Consider the following 17,428-nt stretch of genomic DNA (forward strand, 5'->3'; position numbering starts at 1 on the left):
CTATGGCCGGAACTCTCATCACCATCACCGACGCCGGGCGAGCTGCGCTCGTCGCGCCCGGCAACACCGGCACGAACGCGCATCAAGTCGTAAAGATCGGCCTTGCGTCTGCCCCTTTCGTCGCCGACAAGGGCATGCTCGTCATGCCCAACGAACGCAAGCGCATCACGACATTCGCCGGCAAGAACGTCGCGCCCGACACCGTGCATGTGACGCTGAAAGACGACACCGACGATCAATTCACGCTGTACGGGTTCGGCCTGTACCTCGAAAACGATGTGCTGCTCGGCGTCTATAGCCAGGCCACGCCGATCATGGAGAAGTCGCCGGCCGCAATGCTGCTGCTGTCGGCCGACATTCAACTTACGTCGATCGACGCGGCGGCGCTGACGTTCGGCGACGCGACGTTTCTGAATCCGCCGGCGACGACCGAAGTGCAAGGCGTGATCGAGCTGGCGACGCAAGCCGAAGTCGACGCCGGCACCGATGCCGGTCGCGCCGTGACGCCGGCGACGCTCAAGCCAAAGCTGGATGCGAAGGCGAGTCTTTCGGGCGCTGATTTCATTGGTCGCGTGCAAACCGTCGATTCTTTCCGCATCGCAGCCGCGCCCGGTAACGTCGCGACGCTTGGCCCCGGAAACGCAGATTCGGCGAGCTTCTATGGAAATAACGTTGCGCTGCGCTCGTGGTATGGCATCGGCTTCGGCCCGAATATCGATAATGCGCTCGTGCCGAAAGCAGAGTTTTCGCATTGGTTCGACACGCGCACCGGAAACACCGGGTTTCGCGGAACGCTCGACGTAGGCGGTTTGATTACCGCGCTCACGCCCCCGGCCGGCGATGTATCGAAGCGCGTCCCGACGACTGAATGGGTAGTCGCGGCGATCGCTGCGGCGGCTGTCGGCACGATGGTTTTCGAGCCTCGCACAAGCGTTCGCGCCGGCTTTCTTAAGCTCAACGGCGCAGTCATCAAGAGAGCCGATTACCCGGCGCTGTGGGCGTATGCGCAAGCGAGCGGCGCACTTGTCGCCGAATCCGCCTGGACGTCGAATAACTGGGGCTGCTTTTCGAGCGGCGACGGCGCAACGACCTTTCGCTTGCCCGAGCTGCGCGGCGAATTCATTCGCTGTTGGGATGACGCGCGCGGCGCTGACGCAAACCGCGCTATCGGCACCTTTCAGGCGTCGCAAAACATTACGCACGCGCACGCGGCGAGCGCTGCCGCTGTCGGCGATCACGTTCATAGCGCGTGGACCGATTCGCAAGGCTGGCACGGACACCACGGCAACACCTATGCCATTGGCGACCACGCGCACATTCTCGATCAAAACGTGCCGCAATGGGCGAACGACTCTGATCGCGGCGTCGGCAATCCGAGCAACTTCTCAATCGACGGCTGGCGCCAACCCTACACGAGCTTTGCCGGTGCGCACGGACACGGCTTCGATACCGATGGAGCGGGCACGCACGCGCACAACGTCGGCATAGGCGGCGCCGGCAATCACTCGCACACGATCACCGTCAACGCTGACGGCGGCAGCGAAGCACGGCCGCGCAACGTCGCATTGCTCGCAATGATTCGCGCTTACTAAAAGGATCTGAACCATGCTGATTCATCAATACGACGCCGAGACCGGCCAATACATTTCCAGCCGGCTCGCCGACCCTGATCCGCTCAACGCCGACCGCTGGCTCATCCCCGCATTCAGCACGATCGACGAACTACCGTCGCGCCCGCGCCTGACGTGGCCGTTCTACATCGATGGCGCATGGAAGCTGCTGCCCGACTATCGCGGGCTGATGCTGTACCGCCAGGACAACGGCGCACCGGCTGAAATCCTCATTGCCGGCACCACGCCGGCGGAGCACGGCTTGACGGAAACCCCGCGCCCCTCGGATGAGTACATGTTTCACGATGGCGCATGGGTGATCGACCCGGCATTCGTCGCGCAACGTGTGCGCGCCGCTGCGATGGCCGAGTTTGACGTGCGCATGGCGCACGCCCGGACGATGAACGCGGGCAAGGCCGACGCCTATGCGGCCGGCCTGCTCTCGCGCGAAGAAGCGTATTACTTCCGCGCATGGTCCGCGTATCAGCTCGACCTTGTGCGCGCAATCCAGCGCGAAGGGTTCCCCGACGCCGTGAGCTGGCCCGATGAACCCGTGCCGTATGAAGTCGCGAGCACGCCGGCGATGGCCGAATACGAAGCGCGCATGGCGAAAGCCGTGACCTTCACCGATGGCAAGGCCGAGGCATACGCGGCCCGCACGCTGCCAGCCGAGGACTATTTCAACTATCAGGCATGGACGGCATACGCCGAGCAATGCACGCGCGCACTCGATCGCGAAACCTTCCCGAACGCTGTTGTATGGCCCGACGAGCCGGCGGCCTATGCGCCCCCGATCAAGCTGCCCGTGGTCCCGCCCATCGAATCCGCGCCGGACACCCCGGCCGACCCCGCGTAACGCCGAAAGCGTCGCGAGCTGCAACCCGCCCTTTCACTGCCCTCTTAAACAGGAATTCATATGGCAACTGACTATCACCACGGCGTGCGCGTTCTCGAAATCAACGAAGGCACGCGCCCGATTCGCACCGTATCAACGGCCGTTGTGGGCCTCGTCGCGACCGGCCTCGATGCTGACGCCTCGATGTTCCCGCTCGATACGCCAGTGCTGCTCACGAACATTCAGGCGGCGATCGGCAAGGCCGGCGACAAGGGCACGCTCGCCCGCACGCTCGAAGCAATGTCCGCACAGGCGAAGCCCGTTACTGTCGTCGTGCGCGTTGCTGACGGCGTGGATGACGCCGCAACGACGAGCAACGTGATCGGCACGACTGCGGTCGGCGGCGGCTACACCGGCATGCAAGCGCTGCTCGCCGCGCAATCGAAGCTCGGCATCAAGCCGCGGATTCTCGGCGCACCGGGCCTCGATGCGCAACCCGTCGCGACGGCCCTCGGCGCGCTCGCGCAAAAGCTGCGCGGCTTTGGCTACATCTCGGCGAATGGCGCGGAATCGAAGGAAGCGGCGACCACGTACCGCAAGCAATTCAGCCAACGCGAGCTGATGGTGTTGTGGCCGGATTTCCTCGGATGGGATACCACCGCGAACGCATCGACCACCATCGACGCGACGGCGATCGCGCTCGGACTGCGCGCCAAGCTCGACGAAGAAAGGGGCTGGCAAAAGACGCTCTCGAATGTCGGCATCAACGGCGTCACGGGCATTAGCCGCGATGTGTTTTGGGATTTGCAAGACCCCGCGACCGATGCCGGCTACCTGAACGAACAGGACGTGACGACGCTGATTAACTCGAACGGGTATCGCTTTTGGGGTTCGCGTACCTGTTCCGATGATCCGCTGTTCGCATTCGAGAACTACACGCGCACCGCGCAAGTGCTCGCTGACACGATGGCCGAGGCGCACATGCTGTATGTCGACGTGGATTTGCACCCGTCGATCGTGCGCGACATTATCGAAAGCATCAACGCGAAATTCCGCGAGCTGGTTTCGAATGGCTACCTGATCGGTGGCTCGGCCTGGTACGACGATAGCGTGAACGACAAAGACACGCTGAAGGCCGGCAAGCTCGCGATCGATTACGACTACACGCCGGTTCCCCCGCTTGAAAACCTGATGCTGCGCCAACGCATCACCGACCGCTATCTGATGGACTTCGCCGCACGCGTCACGGCCTAACTAGGAGCAATTAAACATGGCATTGCCGAAGAAACTAAAGAACTTCAATCTGTTCCAGAACGGCGAAAACTTCGCGGGACAGATTGCCGAAGTCACGCCTCCGAAGCTGACGCGAAAGATGGAAGCCTATCGCGGCGGCGGCATGAATGGCCCGATCGATATCGATCAAGGGCAAGAGGGCATCGTGCTCGAATGGACGGCCGGCGGCTTCATGCGATCGGTATGCGCGCAATACGGCATCACGAAGCATGACGGCGTGCAACTGCGTTTCGCTGGCGCATACCGCTCCGAGGATTCGACGAAGCACGACGCTATCGAGATCGTTGTGCGCGGCCGTCACAAAGAAATCGATATGGGCGGCTCGAAGCCCGGCGACGATACCGCGTTCAAGGTTTCGACGACGTGCAGCTATTACAAGCTCACCGTCAACGGCGAAACCGTGATCGAGATCGACCTCATCAACATGGTCGAAAACGTCAACGGCGAAGACCTGTTGGCCGATCTGCGCAAGGCAATCGGCCTGTAAGGCGGGCGTGTCCCCTTCCCCGCCTGGTCGCGCACCGGGCGGGCATCAAATACCCAATCTGAACAGAGAAAGAAATGACCGAACAAGCCAAGCCGAACACGATCACCCTCGATGCGCCGATCACGCGCGGCGAACAGGTAATCAACGAAATCACGTTGCGCAAGCCGGCCGCCGGCGAGCTGCGCGGCACGTCGCTCAATGCGCTCGTGAATCTGGACGTCGACGCACTCGGCAAGGTGTTGCCGCGTATCTCGTCGCCGACGCTCACTGAGTTTGACGTGCAGCAGCTCGACCCCGCCGACCTCGTGCAATTGGGGGTGGCGTTCGCATCTTTTTTGCTGCCGAAGCGGGCGAGCTAGAGAACGGCATACCCGACCGCGTTGAAGAAGCGATGGCCGATATCGCGACCGTGTTTCACTGGACACGGCGCGATATGGACGATCTGACATTGGCCGAGCTGGCCGACTGGCGCGAGCGAGCGCGCGTGCGTTCGCCGTATGGAAACGAATAACGATGGCAAACAGTAACGACCTGAAATTGCGCGTGCTGTTCGATATGGTCGACGGCGCAACGAAGCCCCTGCGAAACATTCTCAACGGTAACAAGGGCCTTGCAAAGTCGCTCAAAGAGTCGCGCGAAGAACTCGGCAAGCTACAGCGCACGCAAAAGGACGTGGCCGCGTTTCGCGAAATGCGCGTCGGCCTCAACGGCACCAAGCGCGACATGCAGAGCGCGCAATCGCGCGTGGCCGAGCTGGCCCGCACCATCGGCTCGACGGACTCGCCGACGAAACAGATGGTCGCGGAATTCGAGCGCGCGAAGCGCACGGCCGCGCAGCTCACCGCCGAGCACGAGAAACAGGGCGACAAGGTGCGGGCGCTGCGTGATCGGCTCGCGGGCGCCGGTATCGATACGCGCAACCTGTCGCAGCACGAGCGCGACTTGCGTTCGAGCATGGCCGCGACTATCGGCGTCATGACAACGCAGCAAAACAAGCTCGCCGACCTCACCGCGCGCACGAAGCGGCTCGCCGAGGCGCGCGAGAAGATGAACAGGACGAAGGAGCTGGCCGGCTCGATGGCGGGCACCGGCGCGAAGATGATGGCCGGCGGCGCTGTCGTCGGCGCGGCAACGCTTGTTCCCGTCGCGGCCTACGCACAGGCCGAGGATTCGGCGACGCAGCTCGCGAGCGCACTCATGCGCGCCGGCGGCACAGTCCCGCCAGAATTCGAAAAGATCAATACGCTCGCGATGAAGCTCGGCGACCGCCTGCCCGGCACGACCGCCGATTTTCAGGACATGATGACCATGCTCACGCGGCAAGGTATCAGCGCGCAAGCGATCCTCGGCGGCATGGGCGAAGCAACGGCATACCTCGGCGTGCAGCTCAAGAAAACGCCGGCCGAGGCGGCCGAATTCACCGCCAAGCTACAGGACGCCACGCGCACGACCGAGAAAGACATGCTTTCGCTGACGGACGTGATCCAGAAGGCGTTTATGCTCGGCGTCGACGATAACAACATGCTGCAAGGGTTCGCGAAGCTCGGCCCCGCGATGGACACGATCAAGCAAAAAGGCCTCGAAGGTGCGAAGGCACTTGCGCCGCTGCTCGTGATGGCCGATCAATCGGGCATGGAAGGAAGCGCGGCCGGCAACGCATACCGCAAGGTGTTTCAGCTCGGCATGGATGCGAAGAAAGTCGGCAAGGCTAACAAGCAACTCGCGCCCGCTCAACGCCTCGACTTCACGAACGGCAAGGGCGAATTCGGCGGCCTCGACAAGATGTTCGCGCAGTTCGAAAAGCTCAAGGGACTCACCACGCAAAAACGCCTCGGCGTGATGAAGGAGATTTTCGGCGACGACGCAGAAACGTTGCAGGTTATTTCCCTGATGATCGAAAAAGGGAAAGCCGGCTATGACGAAGTACAGGGCAAGATGGCCGCACAGGCCTCGATGCAAGAGCGCGTCAACAAGCAACTAGGCACGCTTAAAAACCTATGGGAAGCGGCCGGCGGCACCTTTACGAATGGCCTTGTCGCGTTCGGCGAAGCGATCGCGCCCGAAGTAAAAGGCGTTGTCGAATGGCTCGGCGATATGTCGCAACGCATGGGCCAATGGGCGCGCGATAACCCGACGCTCGCTAACGGCGTGATGAAAGTAGCGGCCGGCGTCGCGCTGCTGCTGACGGCCGGCGGCGCTTTGATGGTGATGCTTGCCGGCGTGCTCGGCCTCGGCGCGACGGCATGGCGCGTGTTCGCGTCGGCCGCGATGTTCGCCGGCCGCGCGATGTTGCTGAATCCGATCGGCCTTGCGATCACCGCTATCGCGGCGGCCGCCCTCGCGATCTATGTCTATTGGGAGCCGATCAAGGCATTTTTCGGCGGCCTGTGGGCACAGGTTCAACAGGCGTTCGCCGGCGGCATTTCGGGTATCGGCGCGCTCATCGTCAACTGGTCCCCGCTTGGGCTGTTCTATCAGGCGTTCGCGGGCGTGCTGTCATGGTTCGGTATCGACATGCCGGCGAAGTTTTCCGAATTCGGCTCGAACCTGATCGCCGGCCTCGTGAACGGCATCACTAGCGGCCTCGGCGCGGTACAAGCGGCGATCACCAACGTCGCCAGTAGCACGGTCGGATGGTTCAAGGAAAAGCTCGGCATTCATAGCCCGTCGCGCGTGTTCGGCGAGCTAGGCGGCTTCATCACGCAAGGCGCGGCGATCGGCATGGAAGGCGAGCAAGGCCGCATCGCGAAAGCCGCGGTCGGCCTCGCAACGCTCGCGGCGACCTCGTTCGCTGCCGCGCAAGGCGCACACGCGGCCGGCACGCCCGCCGGCGGCCCCGGCGTAGCAATTGATACCCGGCCCGCCCTGCAAGCCCCGCCAACGGCCGGAAAATCGGCCGGCGGCGCATCGGCGGCCGGCGGCGACACCTACATCTTTCAGATTTCCGGCGGCGGCGCTGACGAAATCGAGACGCGGATTCGCAAGGTGCTCGCCGATATCGAACGCAAGAAGGCCTCGCGCGTTAGCTCGCGCCTGTCCGATTAACGGAGAAAGAAACGATGATGATGTCGCTCGGCCAGTTCGTTTTCAGTCTGTCGACACTGGCGTATCAGGAGCTGCAACGGCGCACGAGCTGGAAGCACGCGAGCACGTCGCGCGTCGGCGGCCGTAACGCGCGGCAATACACCGGCCAAGGTGACGACACGATCACGCTCACGGGCTGGTTTGCGCCCGATCAAGGTATCGGCAAGCTCTCGTCGCTTACCGAGCTGCGCACGATGGCCGACGAAGGCGACGCCTATGTGCTCGTCGACGGCACGGGCGCGGTGTACGGCGCATTCGTGATCGAAGGCCTCGACGAAGGGCAATCGCTTCACCAGAAAGACGGCACGCCGAGGCGCGTCGAATTCACGCTCAACCTCACGCGCGTCGACGATGGCCTCGTGAAAACGAAAACCGAGCCGGCGAAGGACAAAGCGCAATGAAGCAACCGACGCCGATCTATCAAATCACGCTCAACGGCAAAGACCTCACGAGCAAGATTTCGCCACGCCTGAATCACCTGTCGCTCGACGAGTCACGTTCGGACGAAGCCGATACGCTGATGCTCACGCTCGACGATGCCGATGGAAAGCTCGCACTCCCGAAGCGCGGCGAAGTCGTGCGCGTGGCGTTCGGATGGTCCGACACGGGCCTCGTCGAAAAGGGCTCTTTCACGATCAACGAAATAGAGCACGCCGGCGCCCCGGATATGCTCACCATTCAGGCGCGATCGGCCTCAATGACAAAGGGCCTTGGCGAGCGAAAGGAAAAGAGCTGGCACGGCGAAACGATCGGCGCGATCGTGCGCAAAATCGCCGGTACGCACGGCCTTAAACCGGCGATCGCCGATGCGCTTGCGAAAATCGTGATCGCACACATCGATCAAACGCACGAGTCGGATATGTCGTTTCTCACGCGCCTCGCGAAGCGTTACGACGCCGTGATGAACGTGAAGGATACGCACCTGCTGTTCGTGCCGATCGGACACGGCACGAGCGTTAGCGGCAAGGCGATCGGCCCGGTTGAGCTGACGCGCAAGGATGGCGACCGGCATCGCTATCACATATCGGAGCGCGAGAACTACGCGGGCGTGCGGGCGTACTATCACGCAACCGGCCGCGCCAAGCGCAAGTCTGTTGTCGTCGGCGGCGAAGATGAGCACAACATGAAGGTGCTGCCGGAGACCTACCCGACCGAAGCCGAGGCGCGCGCGGCTGCAACGGCCGAGCTGAACCGCACGAAACGCAGCCAGGCGACGATGACCTATAACCTCGCGCTCGGCCGGCCCGACCTGTACCCCGAAGTGCCCGTCTATCTGAACGGCTTTAAGCCCGAGATCGATGCCGAGTCATGGCTTGTGAAAAAAGTGCGGCACGAGATCGACGGCAACGCCGGTTATACGTGCGACCTCGAGCTGGAAACGCGCGACGATCCGACAAGCGAACGGCACCGCTCACACTTTCGCAAGAGCGGGTAATAAAGAAAGAAGGACCAAGGTTTCAAGCGTTGGCCCCCGTGCTTCAATTGTCGCCGGCGAACACTTCGCCTGGCCGGCGCGGCCGACACTCGTTGCCCGCTACGCACACCCATGTGTGAGCGTCGACGTACTTTCGCACCGCAACCTCGCCACCGCTGAGGTTGCCAAGCTCCGCACATTCCTTTCGACCCCCACGGAATGAATAGCCTTGCGCGCCGATTGCGTTGCGCACCTCGATACTGTTGATGGTCGTCGGCCCCCAGCCCCTACGGGCGTCGGACCATAGCCGCGAGCACGCGCCTATTAGCACTATGTTCGAGTACATCTCACGTGTAACGGTGGACCGGGTTGTCGTTATCTTTAGTGTGCCCTGTTCAATCGCTGCCGAATTGATCTGATATGCCTTGAGACTCTTTTGCAGCTCCGGCGGCAGCTCGACCGCGTGAGCGCTCAACGCGCTACATAGTGCGGCAATGATCGTTGACCCGGCGGTCCATACAGATGGCTTCATTAATTTCCCCGTGCACAAGTTTCTATCGCGCCAGCTCTGGCAGCGCAGTGGGTGCCTGCCAGCTCGTGCGGTTTGCGCGGCTTAGCGCCGGTATCGAGCGCTGACCGGTTCCCAGCTGGCTGTCTTATCGCCGCGGACAACGCATTGCTGTCGCAGCCCTGCCTGAAGCACGACGCTACCGATCGAGTAGGGATGACCGCCGTACTCGCATTGCGCCGCGAGCGGTGCAGCAGGCAACTGCGCGGATGCCGCCGACAGGTCCACAACGAAATATGTCACTGCTGAGAGCGCAGCGATCACGCCGCACGCTACAGCTACCACTCGCCACGGCGCCCGTTTTGCGGGCGCCTCAGGCGCCGCCACATGGGCGAAGACCTGGGGGTTTGCGACAACCGGTTTTGTGGGTGCGACGGCATGGCTTGCGCCTTCGGCGGCATCGCGATGTGACGTATCTGTACCGTGCCGCGGCGTTCGCGATGAGGCCTTGACCGATGCCGGCTCCGTTGTGCCATTTTTCAACCACACTTCGAGATAGGACATTGCGCGCGGGTATACGTCGCGCGGCATCTCGTCCATGTTTGGAAACTTGAACACGGTCATCAGGCGGCGATACACCATCAGCTTGTCGGTCTGCGTCTTGGCTTGGATCTCGTACGCCTTGCGTGCGATTGCACTGCGCTGACGATCGCTGATGTAGCTCGGCTTCGGTTCGTTGTGGATATGCACGCTTACGTTGGATTGCGCGCTATTCGTTTTGACATCGCGGCCCGCCACTTGCCCGATGTCCCCGTTGAATCTCTGTTCCATTGCTTTTTTATTCTCCAACGCGGCTGGCCCAGCCGCCCTACTTTCTTCAACTGCTTAGTCTTCCTGCTCGCCCCGACGCCTCTTTCGCGCGTTGCCCATGTTGACGGTGAACGGTCCGGTCACATCCCCGCTCACCTGCTGACCGATGTTTGCACCTTGGAAATTTTGCTGGTACTTCGTCACCGAAGCGCCCGCCGCTAACGCCGCCAATGCAGCCGCCCGAACTACCTCAGGCGCCACACGGTATCGATGCACCAAGTCGGCTTCATCTGGCGTCAACGTAGAACTGTCACGCTGGCCGGTTAGCACATAGAGGATATCCACGCCTCGAGCTGCGATCGCTTCTAGGTATGAAGAGTCCGGCCGCCGCGACCCGTTTTCGTAGTTGAGTTGCGCGTCCTTCGTTACTCCGCCGAGCGCCGCAAAGTCCCTCTGATTCAACTTGAGACGCCCGCGCTCCTCCTTTAGTCTATGCGGAAAATCAGACAATTGACCACCTTAATTGTTGACGAGTGGTCGATTGACCACTAATATGATGATTAGTGCAAGGTTAATGACAGGGAGTATACCGCCATGCCTCTGAAGAAAGCGCCTACGACACGCTCACCGCGCGGCGTGTTGTCCAGCAAGCCGGTCTATATGCGTCTGATGCCCACCGAGCGTCAGATGCTCGAACAGCTCGCCGGAAGCCAGAACCGTTCGACTTCCAGCGTCGCGCGTCTGATCTATCTTGAAGGTGTTGAGCAGTACAGGGCCAAGGTTATCGGCTCCATCGCTCAACTGCACGCAAATACTGTTGCGGGTCGTTGAGCCATGAGAACCCCGGCTCGCATCGAACCCGCCCTGCGCCAGGCACTGAACGGCCCCATGCGCCACGATGTACAACAGACAATCGGTTGGGACGACTCGCAGGTCAGCCGCTTCCTGAGCGGCGGACAGGGTGTCGTGATCGACAAAATCGACACACTCGTCGCGGCCGTCGGCTTCGTGCTCGTCACGCGAAAGTATCTGGACGCTGTCGCGACGCTCGGCGAAGTCGGCGTCCATTGTGAATGTGCACGCCAGGGTTACGGCGAATGCGGCAAACACTGACCGGAGCCATTCATGCGGATTCTGAATCGCTGCCCCCACTGCCGGACACGCGCCACGGCGCGTAGTAGCCGGGATATGTCGCTCACGTTCCGCGAGGTGACATTCATGTGCAACAACCCTGAGTGCGGTCACACGTATGTCGTGAATATGGAGTTCGCGCGCACGCTGTCGCCGTCGGCAATGCCAAACCTGTCGCTCAATCTGCCGTTATCGCCCCACGTACGTGAGCGGCTGGCCGAGCAGCTAGAACTGCCCGTCTAGCGTTCCTTCCCTATCCCCGTTTCCCTCGCATCGTGCCTGTCCGGCGCGAGGGACTTTTTTTGCCCAAAGAAAGGAGAACTGTATGGCAACCCTCGCTTCCACTCCGCTGGTTCTGCCGTTTGATCCCGCCTCGCTGTCGATGCGCGAGCGCCGTGCCTATCTGCGCGTGCTTTGGGATGCCGACATCGATCCGTTCGTGTTCGTCGGCATGGCGCACCGCCTAGGCTATGTCCTCGGTTGCCACTGGGACTGTGAGGCGGGTATGCCCACGCTCGCGCCGACCCTAACGACACTGCACTGATCGCCATGCACGCGCCTATCACAGAAGCAGAACTGCGTGCTGCCTGGCAACGCCTGCAGATGGTCGGCGACTTCGATTCGTCGATGCGCCACCGGGCTGTGCGCCGCGCGGTGGAGAGTGCAGCGCGCGCCATGCACGTACGCGAATACGACCGTCTCAGCTACGACGCCAAACGCCGCGCCGCGAACGATCGCGACGACTGACCCGACTCTCGCGCCGATCACCGGCGCCTCGCATCAAGGAAACCATCATGAAAACCCACATCTTCGGCCTCGGCATATTGCTGATGCTGTCTTTCTCACTCGCTGGCATGACCTGGACTGCCGCTCTAACGCTGCGCCGTGCATCCGATCGATTCGGCCCGCTCACCGCGGTCGCCATCGGCGTCGCGTCGCTGATCATCCTCATTACCGCACTCGCGTGGTCTGTCCCAGCACGGGAGGCCGCATGAGTTTCAAGAACGCCACTCCGCAAACCACCACGCCCCACGATGCTGCACTCACGGCTGCGATCGTCCGGGCTGCAGGCGTGCTGCGTTTCGATAGCCGGCCCGGCAGCCTGGAGCGTCAATGCACCATCGGCCTCTTTGTGGCTGCGTTGAGCGATCGTCTCGCCCTCGCGTTCCCGCACTCGTCCGACGCGCTGAAAGCCGTCGTATTCAGTCCCGCCACGGACGGCAACCCGGTCGAAACGTTTCATCCCCAATCACAGCAGCACGCATAACCATGGCCTCGATTGAAGAACTCAAACAACGCGTCGACCTGCACGACCTCGCCGATCGCCTGGGGCTCAAACGCGGGCGCGGCGGCGACAAGGCGCTCTACCACTCGCCGCAGCACGAGGACAGGAGCCCGTCGCTGTCGATCTACCAGAATCACCCGAAACACGGCACCGGCTGGCGCGACCACAGCGCTGACAGGGGCGGCTCCTGCATCGATCTGGTGATCTATGCGCGCGGCGGCACGGTATCCGACGCGATACGGTTTTTGCATGAAGCCTACGGAATCCCGTTCGACCGGCCGGCCGCGCCGGCGGATCGCCGCGAGAAATCGACCGTGGAGTTCATTGCCGATCGATGCCTCGCGGACCGCGCGCGCGTGCGTGACTACCTGACCGGGCGCGGCATATCGGACGATGCGATTGACGCCGCGATCGCAGCCAGAACGCTCGGCTTCAACGACTGGACCAGCTCGAAGGTGCCGCGCGGCGAAGTCGGCCACGGCGGCCCGGCTGCCGCATTCATCGTCCGCACGCTGAATCCGGGTCACGTCGTCGCCGTCGACATGCGCTATCTCGATCCAACCATCAATGGCGGCGTCAAGACGCAGACCCAGGGCGACAAGTCGGGCTATGGCTGGACAGCCGACGCGCGGCGCCTCGACAAGGCGAAGCGGGTGATCGTCGTCGAAAGCGCGATCAATGCTCTGTCGATCGACACGTGCAGCATTCCCGCCACGGCCGCGTTCGCGCTGCGCGGCCTCGCGAACGTTGACGGCATCGATTTTTCATTTCTGCGCGGCAAACAGGTAGTGATCTGCCTCGACAACGACGAGCCGTTCGCGGACGGCCACCCGCGCGCCGGCCACCGCCCCGGCCCGGAGGCAGCCTGGGCACTGTACGAACGCCTCACGAGCCTGAATATCAGTGCCGTGATGGTCGATCAGTCTGGATGGCTGGCCGACCTCGCCGATGGCGAACGGGTTCGCAAGCCGATCAACGACGTCAACGACTTCCTGCAACTGCGCGGCCCTCGCGAGCTGCAACGCGCGCTTGAACAGTACGAGCCGTGGCTCATCGCCGGCATGGCCGGCGACGATAGTCGCAATGGCCGGCCGCGCATCTACCTGCCGTCGCACGACTTCGCGCAATACTGGCGCTTCCGCACCCGGCCCGACTTCACCAGCTATATCGCGAAGATGGAACGCAACGAAGAAAGCGGCGTCGAGACACCCGTGACGACCGATCTGTGCGGCTTCCGTATCGCCTCCATGAGCCGCGTGTCGGTCGCGAGTGCGACCTCGACCATGACGGGCGACGCCGATCAGGCACCGACCGTGTACTTCGCCGTCTCCGTGCAGGCGCCGCGCCACGGTCCGACGCTCATCCGTCGCGTGATGATGGATGACCAACTCCATAACACCGACCAGTGGGCCAAGTTCGGGCCGATCTGGGCGCCGGCACCGTTCAAGCGCATGGTGAACATCCTGGAGCGCGGCGCGGACCTCGGCGCGCGGCACGCGGCGAACTTCGTGGGTCTCGCCTGGCGCGACGGCCAACTGATCGTCAACGAAGGCCCGGATTGCTATTTCACTGAAGCCGACAAGCAGTGTCCGTATCACAACCTGTCATTTCCGGCAGGTCCGGTCAGCGACGCGCGGCGCGTGCTGGTCGCGTATCAGGAGACGTTCAGGCAGAACGCCGCAACCATCCCGCTCGTATGGGCACTCGGCGGGCACCTGAAAGCGCTGCTCGGTTTCTGGCCGCACATGGCGGTGCAGGCTGACAAGGGCGCCGGTAAGTCGACCCTCATCAAACGGCTCGAACGCACTATCGCCTTCACCATGTTTTCCGGGCAAAGCCTGCAGACCGAATTCCGGCTCCTGACGAGTATCAGTCACACCAGCCACCCGGTCGGCTGGGAAGAGCTGTCCGCACGTCGGCAGGATGTGATCGACAAGGCCGTCGGCCTGCTGCAGGAAAATTACCAGTACACGGTTACGCGTCGCGGCACAGACATGACCGAGTACCTGTTGTGCGCGCCGGTGATGCTGGCCGGCGAAGACGTGCCGGTAAAGAGCCTGCTGGGGAAGCTGGTACGCACGTCGCTCACCGGCAAACGTGGCCCGATGCTGCCCGACGATCTGCCGCGCTTCCCGCTGCGCCAATGGCTCGATTTCCTGACTGGGCTGAACAAGCGCGACGTGCTCGACCAGTATCGCGCCATCCGGGAACGTTGCCTCGCAACCTGTCGCGCGAGCGGTGCCGACGACGGCGCGCTGCGCATGGCCGGCAACTATGCGGCCGTGGGTCTCGCGTGGCAATACCTGTGCGAGTTCGCCGGCATGGACCCCAGCGAAGGCGAGTTTCCGCGCGACCTCACTGCCGAAATGAACAGCCACATTGCCGAAACCAGTGCCGATCGCGAGCCGTGGGTCTGGATTCTCGAAACCGTGCTGTCGGAGATCGACGGCGGCAATTACAAGCACCCGTACACGTTCGATACCGTGGACGGCGAATTCTGCATTTTGCTGCGCACCGGGCACGTGATGGATCACATCGCACACACCAGCGCGCTGCGCGACAAGTGGAACGGTCTGCCCGTGAAATCCGATCGCGTGTTCAAGCGCCAGCTCCATCATGCCGGGGTAGTGGTCGGCGAGAAGGAGGTCGAGCGGCGCATCTACACCCGTCGCGTGCCCTACCTCACACCGGTTTCGCTCAATCGCCTGGCGGATTTCGGTCTGCACGTATCCGTGCGCGAAGACCTGGCGACTGACGCCCTTGAACAGCGAGGCCGCGCATGAGGGCCGCCCGATGCTCATCGCCGCCGTGCAGCCGGCACCCTCGCCCCGTTCAGTCTGGCCGCTGCCCGGCCGTCGTTTCCGCGAGCCGGACCGGATGGGCAATCGCGCGAACCGGGAAGCCCAGGGGCTGCGCGGCCGAAAGTGGCCGATGGGTAGGGGCAGGCAGCGCAGATAACTCGTGGTTTTCGGGGGTACGCGCTCGTAAGTCATTGATTGTTGAGAGGACTTCCGCCACAGGTCGCCCCGGTTTTGCCATGAGTCACCGCGTTTTTGCCACGAGTCTTTTTTTTGCGTTTGGCTGCGCCGCGCCTGTTTCTTCTCTCTCTAGTTTATTGAAAGGAAAGAAGAAAGAAGACTGTGAAGGGCGAGGAATCAGCCATGCACACGCGCCACGAGTTGCTGCTGTTTTGCCACGAGTCGGGGGCGCTGCCTATTTTTTAGGCCATGAGTCAGACACGCCCGAATCGGCTGACTCATGGCAATTGATGGCAGGCAGTTCGTTTGAAATCAAAAGGTTAGAGGCGTCAACCATGGCATCCACGTGTCCACGAGTTCCGCTGCGTGTGCCCCCGCCGCGTGCCCGTCTGGAGGCCCGCCGATGAGTACCGTCGATCTCGCGCAGGCCGCCGCAATGCTCGGCGCGCATCCCGAAACGGTAAGGCTCAAGGCGAAGGCCGGCGAACTGCCGGGCCGCAAGGTGGGCAAGCGCTGGATGTTCTCGACGATTGCGCTGCATCGTTACCTCGCGGGAGAATGGATTCCGCGAGTTGTGCAGGGCGATCACCTGGAAGTTGAAAAATGTCGCTCTATAAACGAAGTAGAAGTCCGAACTGGTATTACCGACTTTCCCCGCCCGGTGGCGGCCCGGTCATACAGGGCAGCACTGGCACCAGCAACAAAGAGCAGGCGCAGGAGTTCTACGACCGCCTGAGGGTGGATCTGTGGAATCAGGCCAGGCTCGGTCACAAGCCGCGCTACACCTGGAATGATGCAGTGGTCCGCTACGTCAGCGAACGCGAAGGCATTGCCAGTTTGGAAACCAGCAAGACGCATCTGCGGTGGCTCGATCAGCACCTCTCTGGCGTGCTGCTGACCGATATTGACCGCAACCGAATTGACGCAATCGCGCACATGAAGCGGATGGAGCCCCGGGTCGTCCAGACCCGCAAAGGTCCCCGGAAGCTCGGCCGCAACGTCAGCGCCGGAACGGTGAATCGCGTCGTCGGCGTGCTTAAGGCCGTCCTGAATGCAGCGGTCGAATGGGAGTGGATTGACCGGGCGCCAAAGACGAAAAAGACCAAAGTCGTGTCGCGCCGGATACGCTGGCTCACGCTGGCGGAAGCCGAACGTTTGCTGGCGGAGCTGCCGACGCATCTGGCCGACATGGCGCAGTTTAGTCTCGAGACCGGGCTACGCCGTGCCAACGTGACGGGCCTGCAGTGGTCACAGGTCGATCTGGTACGGGCAGTTGCCTGGATTCATCCTGACCAGGCGAAAGCCCGCAAGGCGATCACGGTGCCGCTGTCCGATACGGCGGTTGCGGTGCTACGGCGACAGCGCGGCAAGAAGCGCAACCCTGAATACGTCGAAAGCGTGTTCGTGTACCACGGCAAGCCGGTGCATCAGACAGTGACGGCTGCATGGACCAAAGCGCTAAAGCGCGCCGGCATTCGCGATTTCCGCTGGCATGATCTGCGCCATACGTGGGCAAGCTGGCATGTGCAGCGCGGCACGCCGTTACAGGTCCTGAAAGAGCTGGGAGGATGGGAAACGCTGGAGATGGTGCAACGCTACGCGCACCTGTCGGCCGATCACCTGGCACGCTGGGTTCAGCCGCACACACAGGTCGTCGACCTGCAAACGGCCGCCGGCTGACTGTACCAACTGTATTTTCACTGTACTGGAGGGAAATGCTGAAGCAGGAAAACCGCTGAAACCCTTGGCAGGGTTGGTGCGCCCGGCTGGGATCGAACCAGCAACCCCTGCCTTCGGAGGGCAGTACTCTATCCATTGAGCTACGGGCGCTTCGACTTGACAGCGCGGCAACCAGAAGAACGGCTGCGGCGCCAAAGCGAGACCGAAAGGATACCCGGTTTCGGCCATACCGTCCACCGGACGGCCTCCGCGGCCTTTCCCTGCTCCCATCCCGCCACATTCACGCGCCTCCGCATGCCTACCACGCCACTTC

The 17,428-nt window shown here is 62.4% G+C and carries 20 protein-coding genes, 1 tRNA gene and 1 pseudogene; 19 read left to right on the forward strand and 3 right to left on the reverse strand.

Annotated features, from left to right (window positions below; all coding sequences use genetic code 11):
• Positions 1 to 2 precede the first annotated feature (2 nt).
• From CUJ91_RS17595 to CUJ91_RS17635, 9 genes are all read left to right on the forward strand, one after another.
• Positions 3 to 1,592, forward strand: coding sequence for a tail fiber protein (locus CUJ91_RS17595; protein WP_114156596.1), 1,590 nt, complete (start codon positions 3 to 5; stop codon positions 1,590 to 1,592).
• Positions 1,593 to 1,605: 13 nt separating this feature from the next.
• The gene (locus tag CUJ91_RS17600; protein ID WP_114156597.1) at positions 1,606 to 2,466 is read left to right on the forward strand and encodes a tail fiber assembly protein; all 861 of its coding nucleotides are present in this window, start codon (positions 1,606 to 1,608) and stop codon (positions 2,464 to 2,466) included.
• A 60-nt stretch (positions 2,467 to 2,526) separates the two neighbouring features.
• The gene (locus CUJ91_RS17605; protein ID WP_114156598.1) at positions 2,527 to 3,699 is read left to right on the forward strand and encodes a phage tail sheath protein; all 1,173 of its coding nucleotides are present in this window, start codon (positions 2,527 to 2,529) and stop codon (positions 3,697 to 3,699) included.
• Positions 3,700 to 3,715: 16 nt separating this feature from the next.
• The gene (locus tag CUJ91_RS17610) at positions 3,716 to 4,225 is read left to right on the forward strand and encodes a phage major tail tube protein (RefSeq protein WP_114156599.1); all 510 of its coding nucleotides are present in this window, start codon (positions 3,716 to 3,718) and stop codon (positions 4,223 to 4,225) included.
• A gap of 74 nt (positions 4,226 to 4,299) precedes the next feature.
• Positions 4,300 to 4,584, forward strand: a complete 285-nt coding sequence (locus tag CUJ91_RS17615; RefSeq protein WP_114156600.1) for a phage tail assembly protein — start codon at positions 4,300 to 4,302, stop codon at positions 4,582 to 4,584.
• Positions 4,585 to 4,616: 32 nt separating this feature from the next.
• Positions 4,617 to 4,736, forward strand: coding sequence for a GpE family phage tail protein (locus tag CUJ91_RS17620; RefSeq protein WP_114156601.1), 120 nt, complete (start codon positions 4,617 to 4,619; stop codon positions 4,734 to 4,736).
• Positions 4,737 to 4,738: 2 nt separating this feature from the next.
• Complete coding sequence (locus CUJ91_RS17625; protein ID WP_208716141.1) at positions 4,739 to 7,270, forward strand: phage tail tape measure protein; 2,532 nt, start codon at positions 4,739 to 4,741, stop codon at positions 7,268 to 7,270.
• Positions 7,271 to 7,284: 14 nt separating this feature from the next.
• A complete protein-coding gene (locus CUJ91_RS17630) occupies positions 7,285 to 7,710 on the forward strand; it encodes a phage tail protein (RefSeq protein ID WP_114156603.1) in 426 nt (141 codons plus the stop codon).
• On the forward strand, positions 7,707 to 8,744 hold the full coding sequence (locus CUJ91_RS17635; RefSeq protein WP_114156604.1) for a phage late control D family protein: 1,038 nt from the start codon (positions 7,707 to 7,709) through the stop codon (positions 8,742 to 8,744). The genes CUJ91_RS17630 and CUJ91_RS17635 overlap by 4 nt, the downstream gene beginning before the upstream one ends.
• A gap of 592 nt (positions 8,745 to 9,336) precedes the next feature.
• Here CUJ91_RS17635 and CUJ91_RS17645 read toward each other — a convergent pair.
• Both CUJ91_RS17645 and CUJ91_RS17650 read right to left on the reverse strand, forming a co-directional pair.
• Positions 9,337 to 10,080: an alpha/beta hydrolase gene (locus CUJ91_RS17645; RefSeq protein WP_153067635.1), complete on the reverse strand. Its 744-nt coding sequence runs from the start codon at positions 10,078 to 10,080 to the stop codon at positions 9,337 to 9,339.
• 36 nt (positions 10,081 to 10,116) lie between these two features.
• Positions 10,117 to 10,551 carry a helix-turn-helix domain-containing protein gene (locus tag CUJ91_RS17650; protein ID WP_114156606.1) on the reverse strand — a complete coding sequence of 145 codons (435 nt, stop codon included), beginning with the start codon at positions 10,549 to 10,551 and terminating at the stop codon, positions 10,117 to 10,119.
• Positions 10,552 to 10,635: 84 nt separating this feature from the next.
• Between CUJ91_RS17650 and CUJ91_RS17655 the strand changes: the two genes are divergently transcribed.
• The 10 genes and pseudogenes from CUJ91_RS17655 (at position 10,636) to CUJ91_RS17700 (ending at position 17,115) form a co-directional block, all read left to right on the forward strand.
• Positions 10,636 to 10,872, forward strand: a complete 237-nt coding sequence (locus CUJ91_RS17655) for a hypothetical protein (protein ID WP_114156607.1) — start codon at positions 10,636 to 10,638, stop codon at positions 10,870 to 10,872.
• Between the two features lie 3 nt (positions 10,873 to 10,875).
• Positions 10,876 to 11,154: a DNA-binding protein gene (locus tag CUJ91_RS17660; RefSeq protein ID WP_114156608.1), complete on the forward strand. Its 279-nt coding sequence runs from the start codon at positions 10,876 to 10,878 to the stop codon at positions 11,152 to 11,154.
• Positions 11,155 to 11,166: 12 nt separating this feature from the next.
• Positions 11,167 to 11,415: an Ogr/Delta-like zinc finger protein gene (locus tag CUJ91_RS17665; protein ID WP_083085983.1), complete on the forward strand. Its 249-nt coding sequence runs from the start codon at positions 11,167 to 11,169 to the stop codon at positions 11,413 to 11,415.
• Between the two features lie 82 nt (positions 11,416 to 11,497).
• Positions 11,498 to 11,716 (forward strand): hypothetical protein, encoded by a 219-nt coding sequence (locus CUJ91_RS17670; RefSeq protein WP_114156609.1) that lies wholly within the window; start codon positions 11,498 to 11,500, stop codon positions 11,714 to 11,716.
• A 5-nt stretch (positions 11,717 to 11,721) separates the two neighbouring features.
• Entirely contained in the window at positions 11,722 to 11,919 is a 198-nt protein-coding gene (locus tag CUJ91_RS17675; protein WP_114156610.1) for a hypothetical protein, read from the forward strand.
• Positions 11,920 to 11,966: 47 nt separating this feature from the next.
• A complete protein-coding gene (locus CUJ91_RS17680; protein WP_114156611.1) occupies positions 11,967 to 12,167 on the forward strand; it encodes a hypothetical protein in 201 nt (66 codons plus the stop codon).
• The gene (locus CUJ91_RS34415) at positions 12,164 to 12,439 is read left to right on the forward strand and encodes a hypothetical protein (protein ID WP_114156612.1); all 276 of its coding nucleotides are present in this window, start codon (positions 12,164 to 12,166) and stop codon (positions 12,437 to 12,439) included. The genes CUJ91_RS17680 and CUJ91_RS34415 overlap by 4 nt, the downstream gene beginning before the upstream one ends.
• Positions 12,440 to 12,441: 2 nt before the next feature.
• Positions 12,442 to 15,240 (forward strand): toprim domain-containing protein, encoded by a 2,799-nt coding sequence (locus CUJ91_RS17690; protein WP_114156613.1) that lies wholly within the window; start codon positions 12,442 to 12,444, stop codon positions 15,238 to 15,240.
• Positions 15,241 to 15,871: 631 nt separating this feature from the next.
• A pseudogene (locus CUJ91_RS35120) lies at positions 15,872 to 15,928 on the forward strand (helix-turn-helix domain-containing protein); the annotation flags it as partial.
• A gap of 110 nt (positions 15,929 to 16,038) precedes the next feature.
• Positions 16,039 to 17,115 carry a tyrosine-type recombinase/integrase gene (locus tag CUJ91_RS17700; protein ID WP_114156614.1) on the forward strand — a complete coding sequence of 359 codons (1,077 nt, stop codon included), beginning with the start codon at positions 16,039 to 16,041 and terminating at the stop codon, positions 17,113 to 17,115.
• Between the two features lie 74 nt (positions 17,116 to 17,189).
• Here CUJ91_RS17700 and CUJ91_RS17705 read toward each other — a convergent pair.
• Positions 17,190 to 17,265, reverse strand: a tRNA-Arg gene (locus tag CUJ91_RS17705).
• Positions 17,266 to 17,428 lie beyond the last annotated feature (163 nt).

This window comes from Paraburkholderia graminis (genome assembly GCF_003330785.1).
In the GTDB taxonomy this organism is placed as follows: Bacteria; Pseudomonadota; Gammaproteobacteria; order Burkholderiales; family Burkholderiaceae; genus Paraburkholderia; species Paraburkholderia graminis.